Genomic DNA, 19,884 nt, shown 5'->3' with positions numbered 1-19,884 from the left:
GGTTTTGAAGAATGATGCTTAGCTGATGTTTCAATCAAATTTTGATAAAACCAGCGTGCTATAATCGAAGCGATTATCCTGCCGGTTGATGCTTGCACCAGCTGGCTAATGGGGTTGATGTATATGAGTTATCAAGCCAAAGATAGCCGCTACACCAGCATGCGCTACAATCGCAGTGGCAAAAGTGGCCTGAAATTATCAGCGGTTTCATTGGGGCTATGGCACAATTTTGGTGGTGTTGATGTCTATGAAAATGGGCGGTCGATGGTGCTGCACGCCTTTGATCATGGCATTACCCACTTTGACCTCGCCAATAACTATGGCCCACCACCAGGTTCTGCCGAAGAAAATTTTGGCCGTATGCTCCAGCATGATCTTAAACCCTACCGTGATGAATTGGTGATTTCGACCAAGGCTGGCTACTATATGTGGGCTGGCCCGTATGGCGATTGGGGTTCGCGCAAGTATCTGGTTTCGAGCCTCGATCAAAGTCTGAAACGCATGGGCTTGGAGTATGTTGATATTTTTTATCATCATCGCCCCGACCTCGAAACGCCGCTCGAAGAAACCATGCAAGCGCTTGATCAGATTGTACGCAGTGGTAAGGCGCTCTATGTGGGGCTTTCCAATTATTCGGCTGAGCAAACCGCTGCTGCGAGTGCGATCTTGCGCCAACTTGGTACACCATGTTTAATCCATCAGCCATCCTACAATATGTTCAATCGCTGGGTTGAGGGTGGTTTGTTGGCAACCTTGGACGAGCAAGGCATTGGCTGTATTGCTTTTTCGCCACTGGCCCAAGGCCTATTGACCGATCGCTATTTGCAAGGCATCCCAGGCGATTCCCGCGCCGCCAAATCGCATGGTTTTCTCAAGCCCGCTCACATTACCGATAGCGCCTTGGCTAAAGTTGCTCAATTGAACGATTTGGCGCAAGCTCGCGACCAAACTTTAGCCCAAATGGCCTTGGCTTGGGTACTGCGCCACCCAACGATGACCTCAGTGCTAATCGGGGCTAGCCGTATTTCGCAGATCGACGATGCCATTACTGCCCTCAACAATTTGACATTTAGCGATGCTGAACTCAACTCAATTGAAACGATTCTAAGCGAGTAATTTACAGAAAGCCCCTGCTGACACAATCAGCAGGGGCTTTTTGAATTATTCAGCTTGCCACAAGGCTGGGACTTTGTGCCCTTCGTGTCCTTCGTGGATCAAAAACAACTATTCCTTTTTGAATTATTCAGCTTGCCATAAGGCAGGAACAGCCTCAGGAGTCCAAGTGGATAACGAGGTATGCGCTTGTAAACAGCGATAGACGCGCCCGTTGTAGCTGACCCGATCACCCACTTTATAAGCCCGCATATTGCCATCCCACGCTGCAACGCCGTTTGGAGTCGCAGTTGCTGGTTGTGGAGTCGCAGTTGCTGGTCGTGGCGTTGCCGTGGCCGGTTGCGGCGTTGTGGTCGCTGGACGTGGTGTTGCAGTCGCTGGACGCGGGGTAGCGGTGGCCGGTCGTGGAGTCGCAGTTGCTGGGCGTGGCGTTGTGGTCGCTGGACGCGGGGTTGCCGTGGCGGGACGCGGGGTTGCCGTTGGGCTGGTGTTGCTGCGGCTTGGTGACCAATAATTGCCTGACATCAATAGCAAACATTGCAAGGTTACGGTATCTTCGAAATAATCTTGGTGATTGCTCCGAACCGCATCATAGACCCGATTGAGCCATTGCTGGCTGGTTGGCACAGTCATGGCGGCAACCCCAAATGGTGCTGCAAAGAAGGTGCTGAAATAGCCACTATCGGGCAAAGCTGTGCCATTCAAAGTATAGCCAGCGCGAATATTGGTAGCCGTACCACCTGTGGCTTGCTCGATCCAGCGTGAAATTTTTTGAGCTTGACGTAATGAAGCAGCATCGCCAAAAATCACGGCATCGGCTCCCAAGCGCCATGGCACACGACCTGAATTGTAATAATAATTGCCATCGTTTTCGCTTTCCAAGAAGTTGGCAGGCGATGGTTTAGGCGTTGTGTTGGCTTGCACCACAAAATCGGGCATCAAGCCAGTATTGGGGCTATATTGCGCTTGAATGCTATCAACTACGCCTTGGGTTTTGCTCAGCACCGTATCCCAGGTTGTATTGCCAGTGAATGCTCGGTAATCGCGGAAGTGGCTGGACATAAAATCTGAGGGCCGTGGCGTATATTGGCTATGCGGGCTACCATTCGGCGAAACCCAATCGCCCAACATTGGCAGTCGGCTATTTGGGCCAATTGTTGATGCTAAAACCCCATCCAAAACCGTGTTTGCCGCGCTGGCATAATTGATTCGACCAGTGCTACCCCACTGGGCATCAGCCAAAATCAGGCCATAGGCGATATCAGCATCGCCATCAAAGGCACTATCATTGCCCGAGCCATCGCTGGGAATGCGCCATCCCATCAAGCGCGAATCGATATTGCTGGGATTGGTGCGCGAAAACTCCCATAAACCATCAAAAATTGCTTGGGCTTCGGGATCATAGCCCGCCATCAAGGCCATAATGACCATGCCATAGCCTTGGCCTTCGGAAACCGTTACGTTGGGCGCACTGCTGCCAAAACTAATCCGATAGTAAGGATTACCAGCGCTGCTCGTACCTGCTCGAACGACATAGCGGCTTTTCCAAACATCATAAAATGTCGTAACGTCGCTATCAAGTTGGGCTTGGGTACGATGATTGGGCTTGATCGTGCCGCTAGCATATTGGGTATGTTGGGGAAACGGGCGACGTGGCGTGGCGGCAGCATATGATGATTTGCTGGCGAATAGCGGAATAATCACTGCGCAGATCGCCAAAATCAAAATAACTCGTTGAATTAAACGCGAGCCAAAAAAAGAACGTGGTTGTTCAGTCATCTAAAAGTCCTCCAAGTTGCTGGAAAGTTATTCCAATGAACTTAGTAACGAATCTAGCATAGAGCAAGTGCTAAAGTCAAGAGATTTATTAAAATTTCTTTATGATTCTCATTTATGTATTAGTAAGGCTGATCGTTTAATCAACCTTCTGATGGATGAGTTGCTCAATAATCGGGCCTATACTAGCGCTAGATTCAGTTTGATAAGGAGCGATTAGCGTGTTAAAAGGCAAATTAGTTACTCTGCGATCGATCGAGCGTGAAGATAGCAAAACCTTGCATGAACTTGAAAAAAATGTTGAATTAGTGCTGCTTGGTGATGGTACTTGGTCGCCAACGTCGTTGGCCAGCATCGAAAAGCGCTTCGAGAAACACCTTGAGAATCCTGAAAAGTCGTGGTTTATCATCGAAGTTGAGGGCGTGGTGATTGGTACAATTGGTTTGCATCATCAAGATCGAGTGGCCCAATGTAGCGAATTTGGGATTGGCATTTATCATCCCGATTATGTGGGCAAGGGTTATGGCAGCGATGCAATTCAAGTGCTTTTAGGTTGGGCCTTCAGAATTCAAAATTATCGTCGAATTTGGCTCACTACAGGCAGCAATAATCCCCGCGCGGTTGCAGCCTATGAAAAATGTGGTTTTATCCATGAAGGGCGGTTGCGTCAACATTTTTATAATAATGGCGAATATGTCGATGTGATTCAGATGGGTATGCTGCGCTCAGAGTGGGAAGCAAAGCATGGAGGGGTCAGGGACTAGTTGGTCAGGGGCCAGAATTTAGCGCAGAGGCGCAGAGCCGAAATGAGGGATGAAGGATGCGGTGCGGTTTTGGGATTAATAAGGATAGTTGGTGTAATTTAGGGCAAAAAAGAATTTTCGTGTTCTTCGTGCTCTTCGTGGTTTCAATCGCTGCTTGCTCCTAGTGATTCTCGGCCTAACCAAACAATAGGACTAACTAGGCCCATGATCGTTAGGATGCTCGTAAGTTACTAATCGGATACTACAAACAAATCCTTCCTCCTCACACACACTCTTTCTCTTCTACAAGCGGCTCAATTGAGCCGCTTGTGGTTTTTAGGAGAGTCGATTTACGCGTAGGTATTCCATGCCTCGTTTGAAGGCTTGCTCTAAAGTAGCGGCACTTTCGATCATGCCTAAATTGATATGCAAGTTGACCAAGGTTTCGGCCATATCTGGGCGAATGCCTGCCAAAATGACTTGTGCCCCCAACAAACGTGCAGCCTGAGCCGCATCAAGAATCGCCCGCGCCACGATATTATCAACCACTGGAACCCCAGTAATATCCAAAATCACAATTTTGGCACGTTCTTGCTCAATTGTCAGTAGCAAGGTAGTGCTAATATCGTTGGCGCGATCAGCGCTAAATTCGCCGACCAACGGCATCACAACCATATGTTTGGTGATCGGAATGCTGGGCATGCTCAGGCGACGCACCGTATCAAGCAAGCGTTCTTGGGCTAAATTTTGAGCTTGAACTTCGGCCAAGGCGTTGTGTAATTCGCTGGTACGACCAACAACTTGGGCCTCAAGCTCTTCGTTGAGGTTGGCCAACCGCTTTTGTGAGGCATTCAGGCCGCTAGCCATGGTATTGAAAGCCCCGGCGAGGCTGGCCAGTTCATCGCGGGTATCAAGCAACACTGGCTCGAAATTGTTGGGGTTTTCGCTAAATCGGGTTACGCCTGCATACAAGGTTTGAATTGGGCCAGCGATCCGCCGCCCAACATACCAACCAACGCCAATCACAATTGGGGTTGCAATAAAAATAATCATCAGCAAACTGACGGCCAAGCGCCCAACATTGCCATAAATCACTTCTAGCGGTCGTTCAACCACTAAAATCCAATCGACAGGCTCGATTGAGGTACGCACGCCCAACACTTCTTCACCAAAGACGCTCTCGTAAGTTGCGACAGTTGCCTCAGAACCAAGCAACGGTATCCCGCGCATCTCAGGGTGTTCTAGCAACGATTCAATTTTGGCAGCGCTAATTAGATCGCCTTGCTCGGTCAGAATTAACACGCGCATTTCAGCGGCAGTTTCAATTCGGGTCGTGCTGGTCCAAATGCGTTGCATGCTGACATCAGCTACCAAAAAGAGTGCCTGGTTGTTTGAGCTAAGCAGTTGGGTGGCAACCCGAAAGCGCGGAATTTCCTGTGGTGCTAATTTGCGTGAAATGGTGCCAGTAAATGAGGGTGGGTCGGCGAATGAAACGCGGCGCGTGCTAAGATCTGCCAATAACTGGGCGCCAGTTAAGGACATTGGCAAGGTCGGATCACCAAAGCGCGAGCTAGCAACCTGACGCTGACCATCGGCGCTATAAATCGCTACCTCGGCGAAACTTGAACGAAATAGCCCTAAGGTTGATAGTTGTTGAGCCGTAATTGTTTGCGGATCGGTTTCGCGGGCAATATTCTCGGCAACATCTTGCAGTTCAATCGTGGTATTGAATAAAAATCGGCGAAAATCTTCGGCAGCCAAATCGGTTAAGGCTACCTGCTGGCGCTCAGCCGATTGCTCCTCGGCGCGATAACTGATATATAAAACTAATACCCAAACACTAAGCAATGGCAGCAATGCAGAGAGTGTGATGATCCACGTAACTCGACGACGAACACGTGCTCGCATAGTGTTTCCTATCCATCAGACCATGGACGACGTAGAATTCATGGCTGATTTACCAAACACCATGCGCTGCATTAGCCCAAGCAACCCAGTTTGCTCCGTGCAACGAGTGATGTTTTTTGAAGAATCCCCGAAGTGTAAACCTGCTAAAAGATTGTTCTAATATAGCAGCAAATAGGCTAGCTAGCAATATAGATATTTTAGCAATTTTAGGCTTGCTACCAACCAATATCGTTACAGTGTTTGCTCAAGTATGGCTGATTTTGGTTATTACTATGTGCATATATGTGCTGGTGGTCGCTAGCAAGCAACCAGCGACCACCAGTAAACTTAATCTTGTGGGCCAATTGGGCAATTACGGTAGCGTTCGGCTAGCGCTTGCACGTCAGCGGGCAAGCTTGGCAAGCCGTTATTTGCTACAATTTGCTGATACCAGCGGGCTGTCCGCTTGGGCGTGCGCTTTTGGGTGGCAAAATCGACTTCGATAATCCCAAAGCGTTCGTCGTAGCCTTCAGCCCATTCGTAGTTATCGAGCATCGACCAAGCATAGTAGCCTTTGACTGGCACACCAGCCGCAATCGCATCGGCCACTGCTTCCAAATGGGTGTGCAAATAGCTCATGCGATCGCCGTCGTTGACCGAGCCGTCTGCGGCGCGTTTGAGGTCAGCGAAAGCACTGCCATTTTCAGTAATGTAAATTGGCGTATTGCCATAATCGCGCTGAACCCGTTTCAATAAATCAGCAAACGCTGCTGGTACAACTTCCCAGCCACGAAAACTAGTTTCGCCAATTGCCGAACTATTAACCAGCGCCAAAAATTTGCTTTCATCAGCCGCCGAAATCCGATTCGGGAAATAATAATTAATACCCAAGAAATCAATTGGCTGTTGAATGACGGCCAAATCGCCAGTCTGCACATAATCCATTTCAATCTGATGGTGTTGATTGAACCACTCAACTGTATCAGCCGGATAGCTGCCACGAAAAATTGGGTCGAGAAACCAGCGATTGCCATAGCCGTCGTTACGCCAGGCCGCCGCATGATCGTCGGGCGTATCGTGGGTTGGGTAGGCTGGGGTTAAATTCAGCGTGATGCCAATTTGGCCCGCCAATTTGCTTTCGCGGAAGAGTTGGGTTGCCAATCCATGCGAATAGAGCAGATGGTGCGAGGCTTTGACTGCGCTTGGCAAATCTTTGATGCCTGGGGCATGGCGGCCTTGGAAATGACCAACAAAGGCTGCAACCCAAGGCTCGTTATGGGTGATCCAAAATGGCACGCTTGTACCTAATTGGCGATACATGGCCTCGGCATATTCAGCAAAACGCAAAGCCGTATCGCGATTCATCCAACCGCCCTTGTCTTGTAAGGCTTGGGGCAAATCCCAGTGATAAAGGGTGGCCATCGGCGTAAGATGACGCTGGTGCAAGCCTTCGATAATCCGTTTGTAAAAATCTAGCCCAGCTTGGTTGATTTTGCCCTTGCCTTCGGGGAAAAGCCGTGGCCATGCAATCGAAAAACGATAGCTGGCCAAGCCAAGCTCACGCATTAAATCTAAATCTTCAGGGTAACGATGATAGTGATCGCAGGCAATATCGCCAGTTTGGCCAAATTTGGTCTTGCCTGGCGTATGGCTAAATCTATCCCAAATTGATTCACCTCGGCCATCTTCATGCACCGCGCCTTCAATTTGGTACGATGAGGTGGCTGTGCCCCAAATAAAATCAGCAGGAAAATGCTGTTCTACAGTCGTCATGTGGTCTCCTTTGACATGAATTACTGCAATGTTTGAAATCGGTCTCATGGAAGCTGTTTGGCGCAATCACCAGACCGCCTGTATTATACGGCTGAATTGCTGATTGAAATGAGCAGGCTGATGAATCTGAATGTTATGCAGGTAGCGCTTGAGCAAGCTGCGCTCGCGCTTGGCCGTACTAGTCCGAATCCGGCGGTGGGCGCGGTGGTGGTTCAGGCTGGCCAAATTGTTGGGCGCGGCCATACTCAGCCAGCAGGCCAAGCTCATGCCGAGGTGATGGCTTTGCGTGAGGCTGGCGAACAAGCTCGTGGCGCAAGTTTATATGTCACGTTGGAGCCTTGTACAATTTGGGGACGCACCCCGCCTTGTACCGATGCGATTATCGCCGCTGAAATTGCCGAGGTGATCATTGCTTCGCGTGATCCCAACCCACGTTTCGAGCACGATGCGGCGACAGTTTTGCAAGCGGCAGGTATTCGGGTGGGCTTTGCGCCTGAATATGAAGCGGCAGCAATTGACCAAACTGAGGCTTTTCGCCATTGGATTACCACCAAACAGCCGTTTGTAACGGTCAAATATGCTATGAGCCTTGATGGCAAAATTGCTACGCGCACCGGCGATGCGCGTTGGATTAGCGGGCCAGCTTCGCGCCACAAAGTGCATGAATTGCGCGATCGAACTGATGCAATTTTGGTGGGCATCAACACCGTGCTGGCCGATGATCCACTATTGACTACACGGCTTGAGCAGCATTGGCGACCAGTGCAACACCCCGTGCGTGTGGTGCTTGATGCGCGTGGGCGCATGCCTTCCAGCGCGGCGATGTTGGCGCAAGCTGTGCCTAGCTCAACGATTATTGCGACAACTGCCGCTGCTAGTGCTGCATGGCGAGCAAGCCTCAACAATGCTGAAATTCTTGAGTTACCGAGCAATCTTGAGGGTCGGGTTTCAATTCCAGCGTTGTTGAGCGAGCTTGGTCAACGGGGAATAAGCTCGTTAATGGTTGAGGGTGGTGGCGAAACGATTGCAGCATTTTTGGCGGCGCAGGCAGTTCAAAAAGTCCAAGTAGTGATCGCACCCAAGATTATTGGTGGAGTTGCGCCAAGTCCGGTTGCTGGAGTTGGTATCGCCCGTATGAGCGAAGCCCAGCTTTGGCAAGTACGCAGTAGTGAGCAAATCGGGGCTGATATTTGGCTTACTGCCTATCCCAACCCACAGGTATAGTAATGTTCACCTTGCGGGGGCTGAAAAATCACCCTGAGAACGCTTACATTCCTGTTAGAATGGACAAGGCATCGCCCTGCACACGATAAAGGAACCGCCATCATGCGTCTGAGTCAACGTTTCGCCTTGTTAAGCCTGTTGCTATTTGAATCGGTTATGAGTATTTTGGGCTTACTCTTCTTAGCATTCAATGATGGTGCACCTGAAGTGTTAATCGGCCTTGGCATTTTGCCAATTTTAACGCTTGGTTTGGCCTTTGGGGCTTGGCGAAATTGGCCTTGGGTGCCTATTGCCAGCGTGGTGGTGGCCACTGCAATCACCGTGTTATTACTGATCGATCCCGCCAAAGATATTTACTTCTCGCCAGTCTTGTTGGCTCCGATGGCGGTGGCCTTTGTGGTCACCGATTCGCGCACGACGATCATCACCGCGCTGGTGGCAATTGTCGTGACATGGTTGCGAGCCGATAGCGATACGCCTTATCTTAAAGTGGATTATGCGATTTGCTATGCCTTTATTGCTGGTTGCTTGTGGTTAGGGCGTTTGATTTTGGAGCAAACCCAACAGGCCAATACCGAAGCGCTGGATTTGGCTCAAACTGAGCGTGGCATGGCTCAACGTTACGCCCAAGAGGCCGAAGATCGCGCCAGCAGCTTGCAGACGCAATCTGAGGAGCAACAACGCTTGTTGGCAACCGTTGCCGCCTTGGAAACGCCGATCGTTGAAGTTGCCGAGCAAGTTTTGCTAGCGCCAATCATTGGCTATGTCGATGATCAACGGGCGGCTCAATTGACTGATCGGATTTTAGCGGCAGTTAATCAGCGCCGCGCCAATGCGATTATTTTGGATATTACCAGCCTCAGTAATGTCAATGCCCAAACTGCCCAACAATTGCTGCGCCTCGCCAGCGCGATTCGTTTATTGGGCAGTTCGGTGATTTTGAGTGGCATCAGCCCTGATTTGGCCACAACCTTAGTGCGGCAACGGATCGATTTGGGCATGGTTCGCACCGCCCCAACGCCGTATGCGGCCTTACAACTTGCCGCTACCCTTTAAAGTTTGCCTAGCTGTAATAAATCGCGTAAACGTAAGCTTTGGCGATAGCGCAACAAGCCAATCCGCACAATTCGCCCGGCAAAACGGGTGATCAAGCCAGCGGCAAGCCACAACCAAACCACCGTGGCGATTTGCTGCCAGATTGGCACACTGCCGCTCATCACCCGTTGTAGCAACGTTACGGGAGCGGTATAAGGAAATAGATTAAAGCCAATCGCCAACGCGCCGTTGGGATTATTGCTCAACACGGCAATAAACCACAGTGGCATCGTACATAACAGGGTTACAATCCCCGTCAGTTGCTGGCCTTGTTGGGCGCTGGTTACGGCTGCACCGATGGCGCTGAGCGTAGCAGCAATAATAAAGTAACTGGGGAAAAACAACATAAACCCCAGCACAATCACCCCAATGCTGATGCCTTGCTCTCCGATTAAATCAAATTGAGCTGCGGCAAAGCCCAATAATACCAAGCCACCGCTGGCCCAGATGCTCAATTGGGTCAAGGCCAATGCGCCCAAGCCCAGAATTTTGCCAGTCATAATTTGGTAGGTCGAGAGCGAGCTAGCCAAAATCTCCATAATCCGCTGCTCTTTTTCTTCGATCAAGGCCATCATTAAGTACGAACCACTGCCGAAGGTCGAGCCAAGCAGCAAAATGCCAAAGAAAATTGGCACAGCGATCGATAAACCCGAACGGCGAGCCTCTTCGGGCGGCGCATCAAGCACAATGCTATCAAGCTTGCGAATTGGCTGAAACACCACATCTGGTTCATCGAGCAACTGCGCCGCCAAAACTGCCCGTAAAAAACCACCAAATTGGCTTTCGGCAAGCTGGGGCAAGGCTTCAAGGGCATAGCCTTCAATCGTCGCACTGCTAAGAAAATCGGCGGGCACAACAAACGCCGCATCAATTGTTTCAGCTTGTAAGGCAGCTTTCGCCGCATCTAAGCTGGCATATTGACGGATTTGAACCGTACCCAAATTACTATTCCAAGCAATGTCGGGCTGCAAGCCGCTGGTTAAGCCACTTTGGTCAACATAGCCAATCGCCTTGACTTGCGATGAAAGCAGCAACACGATTACCACAATCACAAAGAGTCCAACCAAGATCAGTGGCATGCCAAAGGTTGAAATCAAAAAGCCCCGACGGCGTAGATGGGTGAAATATTCATGGCGGGCAATAGTCCAGATTTTGCTCATGCCGATCCCTTACTCCTGAGCCAAGGCCGCTGCCGCTTCATCATCGATGCTGAGGCTGCGCTGCATTGGGGTGTAAAACGTCGTTTCGACATCGGGCCACAAATCCTGAGGCACAAGCCACGATTGCAGCATGATGCTGCCGCCTGTGGTTTGGCTCAGTTCAAAGCGCACATACATCGGCTGGGCATTCAAACTGGCCGTGCCTTCGAGGCGATAGGTTGCGCCTTCGCTAGCGCTATTCAATTGCACATCACGGGTCAGATAGGTAGCGAAGGTTTGCGATTTAACCATTTCGACGATTTCCGCCGCTTTGGTTGAATCAAGTTGTTCGGCCTGCCAACTAAACGAAATTGTCACTACGACGCTGGCATTATAGGCAAAACTGCTGATTCCAATGCCATTTTTGAGCGATTCGGTGCGCCAATTGCTCGGCACATCGATCGCAAATACTCCACGTGGATCGCGATAGGTGGTGAAGGTCAAGGAAACTGGCTCAGTTGCGCTGGGCGTACTGGTTGGCTCCAATGGTGCCACCGCAGCTTGAGGGCTTGGGCTAGCTTGGATCATAGTTGGTGCTGTCGTTACTTGGTTGCTCGCTGGCGCGACTGGTTGTTCCGTGCAGCCCACCAAGAGCACGATTAAACTGAAAATGCAGATTAACCTTCCCATACCGTTTGTCCCTCAATGATCGTTTGGGCAACTTGAACCTTGGCAACTTGATCGTTGGCTACTTGGGCTAAATCTTGATCAAGAATTACCAAATCGGCGAGCTTACCCACGCTCAAACTACCTTTAAACGCTTGCTCACCTGAGGTAATTGCTGGGCCGACCGTGTAGGCCCACAGTGCCTCGTTTAAACTCAAGCATTGTTCGGGATACCACCCGCCTGCTGGAGTGGCATCGGGGCGTTGACGGGTGACCGCTGCCTGCAAGCCAGCCCATGGATTCCACGATTCAACGGGCGCATCGGAGCCAAAGGCCAAAATTGCGCCGCTAGCCTGCAAACTACGCCAAGCATAGGCATATTGCGAACGCTGGCCCCACAAGCGATCAGCCAAGGTAATATCGCTGGTAGCATGAATCGGCTGCATTGAGGCAATCACTCCAAGTTGGCCGAAGCGCCGAATATCATCAGGGTGTAAAACTTGGGCATGCTCGATGCGATTGGGAATTCGCGCCGCTACGGGGCCAGTGCCAAGGCTTGGTTGCAAGGTTTCAGGATTGGCCTTGATTGCCGCCTCAATTGCATCGAGCACCGTGCGATTGGCAGCATCGCCGATAGCATGCACAATCACGCTAATATCATTGGCAAGCGCCCGATCAATCGTCGCAAACAGATCTTCGCGATCTAACATCGGAATGCCGTAGGGATGGGGGGCATTCGCTGGTAGATTATCAAATGGGGTGAGCATATGTGCAGTAGCCGAGCCAAGTGAGCCATCGCTAAATATTTTCAAATTGCCAAAACGTAGCCAAGCATCACCCAACCCCGATTTGAGGCCGATCGCCAGCGCATGATCAAGCAAATCCATGCGTAAATGGTGCAAAATGCGCATTTCGAGTGCGCCCCGCCCATAAAGTGCCTGCACCGCCGCAAAGCAATCTGGGCCTTCGGGCACATGCAAACTGGTGATGCCCCGTCGATGCATGCGTTTGATGAAGGTTTGAATGCTGGCCTCTTTTTGCGCATTGCTCGGCTCTGGAATGCAGGCTTTGACTGCTAATTGACCATTTTCAAACAGCATGCCGTTGGGTTCGCCTGCGCTATCACGGCCAATGCTGCCACCATCAGGATCGCTGCTAAATTTGCTGATATTGGCGCGTTGGAGGGCCGCATTATTGACCCAAGCTGAGTGCAAATCTTTGCGAGTGATGAAAGCTGGGCGGCCACCAGTTACTTGATCAAGCTCGCTGGCGGTGGGCCAATCGCGCTGCCACAAGCTATGATCCCAGCCTGAGCCAAGCACCCAAGCATCGGCGGGCAAGCGTTCAGCATGGCGGCGAATAATTTCTAATGCCTGCTCAAACGAAGCCACCTCTTGCAGATCAATCTGATCGGCCAGTAATGCGCTCCAAAGCAAGTGAATATGCGCATCGCAAATGCCAGGAATAACGCTACGCCCCGCTAAATCAATATAATCATAATCGGCGCTGATGGCTGCTCGAACCTCGGCATTGCTGCCAACTGCCAATACCTTGCCATCGCGCAAAGCGATTGCTTCAGCCACACCCACAGTTGGGTCGAGCGTCCAAATCGCGCCACCAGCTAACAAACGATCACGGGCCATGGTTGTTCTCCAGTAACAAAGACTGCTTACCATTGTAACAAAAACATGGCATATATCCTGCTTAGTTGCTGCTTAGGAATTACTAATTATAAGGAGAATTGCCATGGTTCGACATAAAAAGAGTGCATTGGCGGCGTTGGCATTGGCAGGCTTGGCCTATTTCTTCAAACGGCGTTCAGCCCGCTAAATCACGTAGGTATCAAACAGAATTTGAGCTTGCTTGCCGAAGATCGCTCAGTCTCATGATATGATGAAGCAAGCAAAATCGAATACTTGTTCAGTAGCGTTAAGCTTGCTGAACGCCAGATGCGGGCGGCCCTAGGTCAGCTCGCATCTTGATACCTGATGGAGGCATGAATGAGCCAGATTCGCAAAAGTCGTATTGCTTATTCAGCCGGTGGTGTTTGCTATCGCTGGATGGATGAAGTGCCTGAGGTAGTGCTGATTGCGACCCATAACAGTACACGCTGGGGTTTGCCAAAAGGCCATCGTGAAGGTCGCGAAACCTTTGCCCAAGCAGCCCGCCGTGAAATAAACGAAGAAACTGGCTTACGCGGCGAAATCGTTTGCTCGCTTTCGGCAATTCAATATTGGTTTCGGGTTGAGAGTCACTTTGTGCATAAATGGGTCGAGTTTTTTCTGTTTCGCTGTACTGGCGGATGTCTCAAGCCACAGCTTTCGGAAATCGACGATGCCCAATGGTTTTTGTTGCCCGATGCACTTGAGCAAATTAGCTTTCCGCGTGAGCGAAGCGTGCTAGAGGTGGTTAACACGATCTGGCGCTCGAATCGTTTAATCTAGTTTGGGCAGTGGCTTGAGCCACATCACGCTCGGCAACAAGCGGCCCATTTTTTGCGCTAAAGGCAAGCCAACAACGCTAACCGTGGCTAGCCAGATAACCTGCATCCAAAGCATGCTCAGATACCAGCCAACACAAATGCCATAGAGCAAACAGAGACCGCGTGGTAGCTCTTTGCGCAGGCTGGTCACGAGGCCATCGGTGTGGGGTAAGCTCAAAAATGTAATCGTTGGCAAATAATTGAGCATTGGTTGGGTGATATTCAAGCCGAGCAATGCGCAAACCCAGGTTGCAACCAACCACATTTGGCTGCTCCAAAAACCAATCACCAGAAAATAAATGACTTGCATCAAAAAGTTAGGATCTTTGATATTGGCGCGTAATTGCTCAATCACGGGCAATTGATAATTCATTTCGGGCTGACTGATGGGCTGCACCCGCGCTGCCGCGACGGTTAATGGCTGCGGTGCTGCTTGCATAAATAATGGCAAGGGTGGCAATTTATCGGCAGGCATGGTTGGTGGCGCTGCATACATAGCCTCAAGCGAGACCCCGCAATGTAAACAATAGCGTAAATTGGGATTAATTGTTTCACCACACTCAAAACATTCCATAGCCCGATCCTTTCGGCAATGCACATTCCGATTGATGTTGTAATAATGATAGCGGAGCCTTGATTGCTGACGTTGCTATGACGTATGGTACGGTAGCGATTGTTGCATTGCAAGATCATAATTAGCAGCGTTGTGTTAACTTTTGTGGCCCGAGCTAAACTTGGCTATAGGCGATTAGGAAGGGATTAGCTGTCAGGAGCTAGGAGCCAGTTTTATCACAAAGTGTCGATTTTAGCCACAGATTGGCACAGATTTGGATGATTATTCTTATATGCCTTGGGCAGCTAACAATACTTCACCCGCATTTTTTACAACCTCTGGGTTAACTACTGGCCCCTAGCCCCTGATTTCTGATCTGCGCCTCTGCGCTAAAAACTAGCCCCTGATGCCTGACCGCTAGGGTTATTCGTTGACTTCTAAGCCTTCGGCAATTTGGATGAGGGTTGTTTGATCGAGCACATAGCTTTCAACGATGATAATTTGGCCATTTTCTTCCCATAAGACCAAATTAACCGCGACTGTTTCAAGATCTTCTTGATACATCTTGCCTTCTTTCGCTTTGATGTATAACGGTGCTTGCTCGATATACAAGCCTTGGGTGTTGCGCACTGTGATCGGTGTGGTGCTGGCTGCCCCAACTCCGAGGGTACTGCCTTCTTCAATGCTCCGTACCGAGATATAGATCGAATCGGGTGTGCTATCGTTGGCATAGTAGCGACCGCTGTAGCTTGGGTTGGCAACGTAACCAGCTGGTAGATAGGTTGGATTGAACAGGCTAGCATCGCTGAGCACTGGTGGGGTTGCGGTTGGTTGGTCTGGGATTGGTGGTACCTCGGTTGCAGTGAGCAATTGTTCAGCTTTGGTTGGCTCGTTGGTCACACTCAACCAGCCAATTTGGCGCAAAATTTGGCTAGCATAGCTGCGCAATGGTGGTACAGCAACGGTTGCGACAACTAAGGCCATAACAACGGCTAAGGCCATGCGCATTTTTGATTTCAACATAAAACCTCCAGAATGATGTTTGCCAGTGCCAAATTGTTGAATCCGTTGGGCAGTAGCTGCCTGTTGGATGCTGCTCGGCTGCAAACGCAATTGTTCCAACTGTTGGGCCAGATGCAGTAAGGCTTGATGATTCGGATCGGCGGACGATGGTAGTTGACCAGTTTCAAGCAAGTGGTCAACATCAGCATTAAATTGCTGGATTTGTTGCTCGATCATTGTTCGTATCCTCTATTTGGTAGCCATTGACGAAGCCGTTGCAGGCTGCGGTAGAGCAGTACCCCAACATTGCTTTCGCTATGGCCAGTAATTTCGGCAATTTGGCGATTGTTCAAGCCTGCTCCAAATTTCAGGGCAATCACATCGCGCTCATGAGCTTTAAGTTTATGCAGTGCCTGATACAGCTGTTGATTGGTCTCGCTGCGTAGAGTGTCAGCAATTGGGTCGGCATTATCAGCAGCATGTTCACGCATAAAATCTAATGAGAGCCAGCGTTGCCGTCGTTGGCGTTGAAAATGGCTATCAACACAATGGCGGGCAATCCCAAAAATCCATGCTCCAAGGCTGCCACGGTCGGCGCGATAGGTTTCGCTGCGGCTCATGGCCCGCTCAAAGGTATGGGCCACCAAATCGTCGGCACAAGCAGGATCGCGCACGCGGTAGGCAATATAGCGATAGATTGATGCATACTGTTGGGCATAGAGTTCAGCAAAATCAATGTGCTGATTGCTTGTTTCACGGGTTGGTTGTTGAATTTGAATCATCGTTGGCCTCACTTATCTGACGCACTTAAACTACACCCAACCTGCTAAAGTATTACAAGCAATATTGAGCAACTAGGGTTCAGTGATCAGGGGCTAGGTTTAACCACGCAGAACGCGAAGGTTGTTTTGGGATTACAAATGGCACGAACGAGGATTTTAATCTCAAACTGGTTAAGTCAAATCATCCACTTTTGTATTAATTAAAGTAATAAAAAATGTATTAATAAAACATGATTTAGCCCTTGACAATGGGCTAAAACGCAGCTAGCATACATTAACTCTCTGATTGTAGGGAACCTATTTCGCTCCACAACTATGGGGTAAACGTATGCTGTCGCTGACGACTGCTCAACGTGATCTGTTGTATCTGTTGCTTACCACTGAGACTCCGATTGGGGCTGCGGCGCTCGGTCAGTCTCTCCATCTCACACCACGCCAAGTTTCCTATAGTTTACGGAGTATTAAGCTGTGGTTGGCTCGTCGCCATGCCAGTTTGCGCCAAGTGCCTGGGGTTGGCATTCAGCTAATCTGCTCGGCCCAGCAACGTGAACGCCTCTACGCTGAATTAGAATCCCATGCTAAATTTCAATTGATTCTCACGCCCGAACAACGTGGTCAGCTTTTGGCCTTCGTGTTGTTGATTACCCCCGAACCCTTGACCCTCAACCAACTCCAACAAGATTTAGCAGTTGCTCGCACGACCGTGCTTAAAGATCTCGATGTCATGGAGATTTGGTTGGCCAGTTTTGGTTTGCAAGTGGTGCGGCGGCAGCATCGCGGCTGCTGGATCGAAGGCGCTGAGTTGGCCAAACGCCAAGCTTTAGCCGCGTTGTTATGGGGCGATGTACCATTTAGTTTGCCAATTATCAGCGTGCAAGCGGGCCTTGGTTTTGATTTTGTGTTACAACAAGATGCAGCCCTCTTGCCGATTATTCAACGGGTCAATAGCTTTTTGCAGGAGCTTGATCTGCCTAAAGCCCAACAGCAGGTGATTTGGGCTGAAGCTGCGTTAAATGCGCGGTTTAGCGATCAGGCAATTAGTTTATTAGCTTTGGCCTTGGCTTTGCAACAGCAACGCATCAACACCCAACAGTATCTGCATTGGCATCCCGAAACGTTATACTGGCTTGAGCAACAGCAGGTTTGGCCAGTTGCTAAACAATTTGAGCAACATTATGGTTTGCAAGCCAGTGCCACGAGCAATCTTGCTGAAATTGCTGGTGTTGCTTTGCAATTGGTATGTGCTGCCCGCGAACGGCCTTGGCCTAATCAACATGAGACCGATCACGTAACCGTTCGTTTGATCAATGGGCTAATTGATTTGATTGCCACCAGCTACGATCTAGCCGAGCTAGCCAACGATCAGCTTTTGCATGATGGTTTGGCCGCCTTAATTCCGCCAGCCTGCAATCGCCAGCGCTTTGGTCTATGGATTCCGACTCATCAATCCAGCGAAACGCAGAGCGAACGTTATGCAACTGAGCGGCGTGTGGCCGATTTAATTGATCGTAAGTTGCTGGCAACGATTGGGGTGGCTTTGCCGATTGATGCCCGTGATGAATTGATTTTGTTGTTGCGGGCGGCGGTGGTGCGGGCGCGGCCTGTGCAAACCCGCAATATTTTGGTGGTTTGTCCGAGCGGCATGGCCACGACCCAACTTTTGGTGGCGCGGCTCAAAGCACGGTTTCCCAAACTAGGTATTTTTGAAGTGCTCTCGATGCGTGAGCTTTCGGCAGAACGTTTAGCCAATGCCGACTTGGTGATTACGACCGCGCCGTTAGCATTGGCTAGTGTGCCAATTGATGTCATCCAAGTGCATCCAATGTTGCACCCAGAAGATATTGCAGCGCTGACCCAGTGGATGGTTTAGTTTGCTAAATCATCGCATTTTGTCGTAATAGCGCAACCAAAAGACAGATTAATAAAATGGGTTTTATGGCTTGACAATGGCCTAAAACGCCTGTACCGTTAATAGTACACAAACACATCGAAACCTCTGTCCATCCGGAGCTATCTCCCTCGATTGACAACCTACGACAGGATCGTCGGGCTGGTGTAGGGCACTGCCAGAACACCACGGCGAACCTCTTCTTAGCGGTGTGTGCGATACCGTGGGTGACTGTTGCGCAGATAACAACCCGGGCGTTAGCTGACGAACCACCATTCTGAATCCACGGGGCAATCAACGACGATTAACAATGACTTCAAAGGAGAAACGCCCATCATGCGACAGCATATTCAGCGCTTCGGCAGCTTCTTGGCTGCAATGGTTGTTCCCAATATCGGTGCGTTCATCGCTTGGGGCTTAATCACCGCTCTGTTCATCCCAACTGGTTGGATTCCAAACGAAACCTTTGCCAAGCTCGTTGGCCCAATGATTACCTACCTGTTGCCAACCTTGATTGGTTATACTGGCGGTAAGATGATTCACGATACCCGTGGCGGGGTGGTTGGGGCCGCCGCAACCATGGGTGTAATCGTCGGGGCCGATATTCCAATGTTTATCGGGGCCATGGTCATGGGGCCACTTGGCGGCTACCTGATGAAGAAAATCGACGAGTTTCTCGAAGATCGCGTGCCAACTGGCTTTGAAATGTTGGTCAATAACTTCTCAGCGGGCTTCTTGGTAATGGGTTTGGTGTTGTTGGCGAATATGACAATCGGCCCAATTGTCGAAGGCTTGAGCAAAGGTCTAGGTTCTGGGGTTCAATTTCTGATTGACTGGCGTTTGTTGCCTTTGGCCGATATTATTATTGAACCAGCCAAAGTGCTCTTCCTCAATAACGCCATCAACCACGGGATTCTTGGCCCCTTAGGCGTGGCTGAAGTTGGCGAAAGTGGCAAAGCGATTCACTTTTTGCTCGAAAGTAACCCCGGCCCAGGCTTAGGCTTGCTCTTGGCCTTCTGGTTTGCTGGCAAAGGCAACCTCAAAGAATCAGCACCTGGTGCTGCTGTGATTCACTTCCTCGGTGGGATTCACGAAATCTATTTCCCCTACATTTTGGCTCGCCCCGTGATGATTGTGGCAATGTGGGCTGGCGGGATCTTAGCCGACCTGTGGTTTGTGATTTTTGATGCAGGTTTGGTTGCTACGCCATCACCTGGCTCGATCTTTGCCTACTTGGCAGTTATTCCACGTGGTGGCCACTTTGCGGTCTTGGGTGGGGTTTTCGTCGGGATTGTTGGCTCGTTTGTGGCTGGCTCGATGTTGCTCAAACTCTTCCCTGGCGAAGAAACCGTAGCAGATGCGCAAACCAGTTCAGAAATGACTGGCACCGCTGCAACCGCCCACTAATTGCGCTTGAATCTCAACTGAAGGAGGTATGTCATGGCTCAATCAATTGCCGCTGCCGATGTTACAACGATTGTTTTTGCCTGTGAAGCAGGGATTGGCTCAAGTTTTATGGGTGTTACCGCACTCAAAAAGAAACTCAAACAAGCCAATTTGAGCATCACGGTGGTCCATAAATCGGTGCGCTCGTTGCCAACCGATGCCAAGCTGGTGTTGGTGCACAAAGGTTTGGCCGATTTTGCGCGGAAGCAAGCGCCTAATGCCGTTGTGATTGCCTTTACCCAATTCCTCAATGACCCTGTGTTTGATCAAGTTGTTCAAAGCTTGCAGGATGGCACTGATCTTGTGGAGGCCTAA

The 19,884-nt window shown here is 50.2% G+C and carries 15 protein-coding genes and 1 pseudogene; 7 read left to right on the top strand and 9 right to left on the bottom strand.

What is annotated here, in order from left to right; all coding sequences use genetic code 11:
- Positions 1–123 precede the first annotated feature (123 nt).
- Entirely contained in the window at positions 124–1,116 is a 993-nt protein-coding gene (gene mgrA, locus LCH85_02955; protein ID MCA0350932.1) for an L-glyceraldehyde 3-phosphate reductase, read from the top strand.
- A gap of 123 nt (positions 1,117–1,239) precedes the next feature.
- Here mgrA and LCH85_02950 read toward each other — a convergent pair whose 3' ends face one another.
- Positions 1,240–2,892 carry a beta-glucanase gene (locus tag LCH85_02950; GenBank protein MCA0350931.1) on the bottom strand — a complete coding sequence of 551 codons (1,653 nt, stop codon included), beginning with the start codon at positions 2,890–2,892 and terminating at the stop codon, positions 1,240–1,242.
- Between the two features lie 218 nt (positions 2,893–3,110).
- Between LCH85_02950 and LCH85_02945 the strand changes: the two genes are divergently transcribed.
- Positions 3,111–3,653 carry a GNAT family N-acetyltransferase gene (locus tag LCH85_02945; protein ID MCA0350930.1) on the top strand — a complete coding sequence of 181 codons (543 nt, stop codon included), beginning with the start codon at positions 3,111–3,113 and terminating at the stop codon, positions 3,651–3,653.
- 315 nt (positions 3,654–3,968) lie between these two features.
- Here the strand turns inward: LCH85_02945 and LCH85_02940 are convergent, their stop codons facing one another.
- Together LCH85_02940 and LCH85_02935 are read right to left on the bottom strand one after the other, a co-directional pair.
- Positions 3,969–5,540 (bottom strand): STAS domain-containing protein, encoded by a 1,572-nt coding sequence (locus LCH85_02940; GenBank protein ID MCA0350929.1) that lies wholly within the window; start codon positions 5,538–5,540, stop codon positions 3,969–3,971.
- Between the two features lie 327 nt (positions 5,541–5,867).
- Positions 5,868–7,292, bottom strand: coding sequence for a beta-glucosidase (locus tag LCH85_02935; protein ID MCA0350928.1), 1,425 nt, complete (start codon positions 7,290–7,292; stop codon positions 5,868–5,870).
- 57 nt (positions 7,293–7,349) lie between these two features.
- Here LCH85_02935 and ribD point away from each other — a divergent pair, with 57 nt between their 5' ends.
- Both ribD and LCH85_02925 read left to right on the top strand, forming a co-directional pair.
- Positions 7,350–8,516, top strand: a complete 1,167-nt coding sequence (gene ribD / locus LCH85_02930) for a bifunctional diaminohydroxyphosphoribosylaminopyrimidine deaminase/5-amino-6-(5-phosphoribosylamino)uracil reductase RibD (GenBank protein MCA0350927.1) — start codon at positions 7,350–7,352, stop codon at positions 8,514–8,516.
- A gap of 102 nt (positions 8,517–8,618) precedes the next feature.
- Positions 8,619–9,572, top strand: a complete 954-nt coding sequence (locus LCH85_02925; protein ID MCA0350926.1) for an STAS domain-containing protein — start codon at positions 8,619–8,621, stop codon at positions 9,570–9,572.
- On the opposite strand, the gene LCH85_02920 is transcribed toward LCH85_02925, so the two are convergent.
- Genes LCH85_02920 through LCH85_02910 form a run of 3 tightly spaced genes read right to left on the bottom strand, consistent with a single transcriptional unit; the run spans position 9,569 to position 13,059 of the window.
- Positions 9,569–10,771, bottom strand: coding sequence for an ABC transporter permease (locus LCH85_02920; protein ID MCA0350925.1), 1,203 nt, complete (start codon positions 10,769–10,771; stop codon positions 9,569–9,571). The two genes, LCH85_02925 and LCH85_02920, sit on opposite strands and share 4 nt — an antisense overlap.
- A 9-nt stretch (positions 10,772–10,780) precedes the next feature.
- Positions 10,781–11,440 (bottom strand): hypothetical protein, encoded by a 660-nt coding sequence (locus LCH85_02915; GenBank protein ID MCA0350924.1) that lies wholly within the window; start codon positions 11,438–11,440, stop codon positions 10,781–10,783.
- Positions 11,428–13,059, bottom strand: a complete 1,632-nt coding sequence (locus LCH85_02910; protein MCA0350923.1) for an amidohydrolase — start codon at positions 13,057–13,059, stop codon at positions 11,428–11,430. Before LCH85_02910 ends, LCH85_02915 begins: the two co-directional genes overlap by 13 nt.
- Positions 13,060–13,416: 357 nt before the next feature.
- Here LCH85_02910 and LCH85_02905 point away from each other — a divergent pair, with 357 nt between their 5' ends.
- A complete protein-coding gene (locus tag LCH85_02905) occupies positions 13,417–13,860 on the top strand; it encodes an NUDIX hydrolase (GenBank protein MCA0350922.1) in 444 nt (147 codons plus the stop codon).
- Here LCH85_02905 and LCH85_02900 read toward each other — a convergent pair.
- From LCH85_02900 to LCH85_02890, 3 genes are all read right to left on the bottom strand, one after another.
- Positions 13,852–14,472 carry a hypothetical protein gene (locus tag LCH85_02900; protein ID MCA0350921.1) on the bottom strand — a complete coding sequence of 207 codons (621 nt, stop codon included), beginning with the start codon at positions 14,470–14,472 and terminating at the stop codon, positions 13,852–13,854. The genes LCH85_02905 and LCH85_02900 overlap by 9 nt on opposite strands.
- Positions 14,473–14,874: 402 nt before the next feature.
- Positions 14,875–15,690, bottom strand: a complete 816-nt coding sequence (locus LCH85_02895) for a DUF4367 domain-containing protein (GenBank protein MCA0350920.1) — start codon at positions 15,688–15,690, stop codon at positions 14,875–14,877.
- Complete coding sequence (locus tag LCH85_02890; protein ID MCA0350919.1) at positions 15,687–16,235, bottom strand: sigma-70 family RNA polymerase sigma factor; 549 nt, start codon at positions 16,233–16,235, stop codon at positions 15,687–15,689. Before LCH85_02890 ends, LCH85_02895 begins: the two co-directional genes overlap by 4 nt.
- 328 nt (positions 16,236–16,563) lie before the next feature.
- Between LCH85_02890 and LCH85_02885 the strand changes: the two genes are divergently transcribed.
- A complete protein-coding gene (locus LCH85_02885) occupies positions 16,564–18,105 on the top strand; it encodes a hypothetical protein (GenBank protein MCA0350918.1) in 1,542 nt (513 codons plus the stop codon).
- A gap of 354 nt (positions 18,106–18,459) precedes the next feature.
- A pseudogene (locus LCH85_02880) lies at positions 18,460–19,884 on the top strand (PTS mannitol transporter subunit IICB).

The organism is Chloroflexota bacterium (assembly GCA_020161265.1).
GTDB lineage: Bacteria > Chloroflexota > Chloroflexia > Chloroflexales > Herpetosiphonaceae > Herpetosiphon.
Note: the sequence above shows the minus strand (reverse complement) of the source record. Positions and strands in the feature narration are given on the sequence as shown.

Bases quoted from the DNA above. Each gene is read 5' to 3' on its own strand.
- mgrA (MCA0350932.1), top strand. From the start codon at position 124: ATGAGTTATCAAGCCAAAGATAGCCGCTACACCAGCATGCGCTACAAT.
- LCH85_02950 (MCA0350931.1), bottom strand. From the start codon at position 2,892: ATGACTGAACAACCACGTTCTTTTTTTGGCTCGCGTTTAATTCAACGA.
- LCH85_02940 (MCA0350929.1), bottom strand. From the start codon at position 5,540: ATGCGAGCACGTGTTCGTCGTCGAGTTACGTGGATCATCACACTCTCT.
- LCH85_02935 (MCA0350928.1), bottom strand. From the start codon at position 7,292: ATGACGACTGTAGAACAGCATTTTCCTGCTGATTTTATTTGGGGCACA.
- LCH85_02925 (MCA0350926.1), top strand. From the start codon at position 8,619: ATGCGTCTGAGTCAACGTTTCGCCTTGTTAAGCCTGTTGCTATTTGAA.
- LCH85_02920 (MCA0350925.1), bottom strand. From the start codon at position 10,771: ATGAGCAAAATCTGGACTATTGCCCGCCATGAATATTTCACCCATCTA.
- LCH85_02915 (MCA0350924.1), bottom strand. From the start codon at position 11,440: ATGGGAAGGTTAATCTGCATTTTCAGTTTAATCGTGCTCTTGGTGGGC.
- LCH85_02910 (MCA0350923.1), bottom strand. From the start codon at position 13,059: ATGGCCCGTGATCGTTTGTTAGCTGGTGGCGCGATTTGGACGCTCGAC.
- LCH85_02905 (MCA0350922.1), top strand. From the start codon at position 13,417: ATGAGCCAGATTCGCAAAAGTCGTATTGCTTATTCAGCCGGTGGTGTT.
- LCH85_02900 (MCA0350921.1), bottom strand. From the start codon at position 14,472: ATGGAATGTTTTGAGTGTGGTGAAACAATTAATCCCAATTTACGCTAT.
- LCH85_02895 (MCA0350920.1), bottom strand. From the start codon at position 15,690: ATGATCGAGCAACAAATCCAGCAATTTAATGCTGATGTTGACCACTTG.
- LCH85_02890 (MCA0350919.1), bottom strand. From the start codon at position 16,235: ATGATTCAAATTCAACAACCAACCCGTGAAACAAGCAATCAGCACATT.
- LCH85_02885 (MCA0350918.1), top strand. From the start codon at position 16,564: ATGCTGTCGCTGACGACTGCTCAACGTGATCTGTTGTATCTGTTGCTT.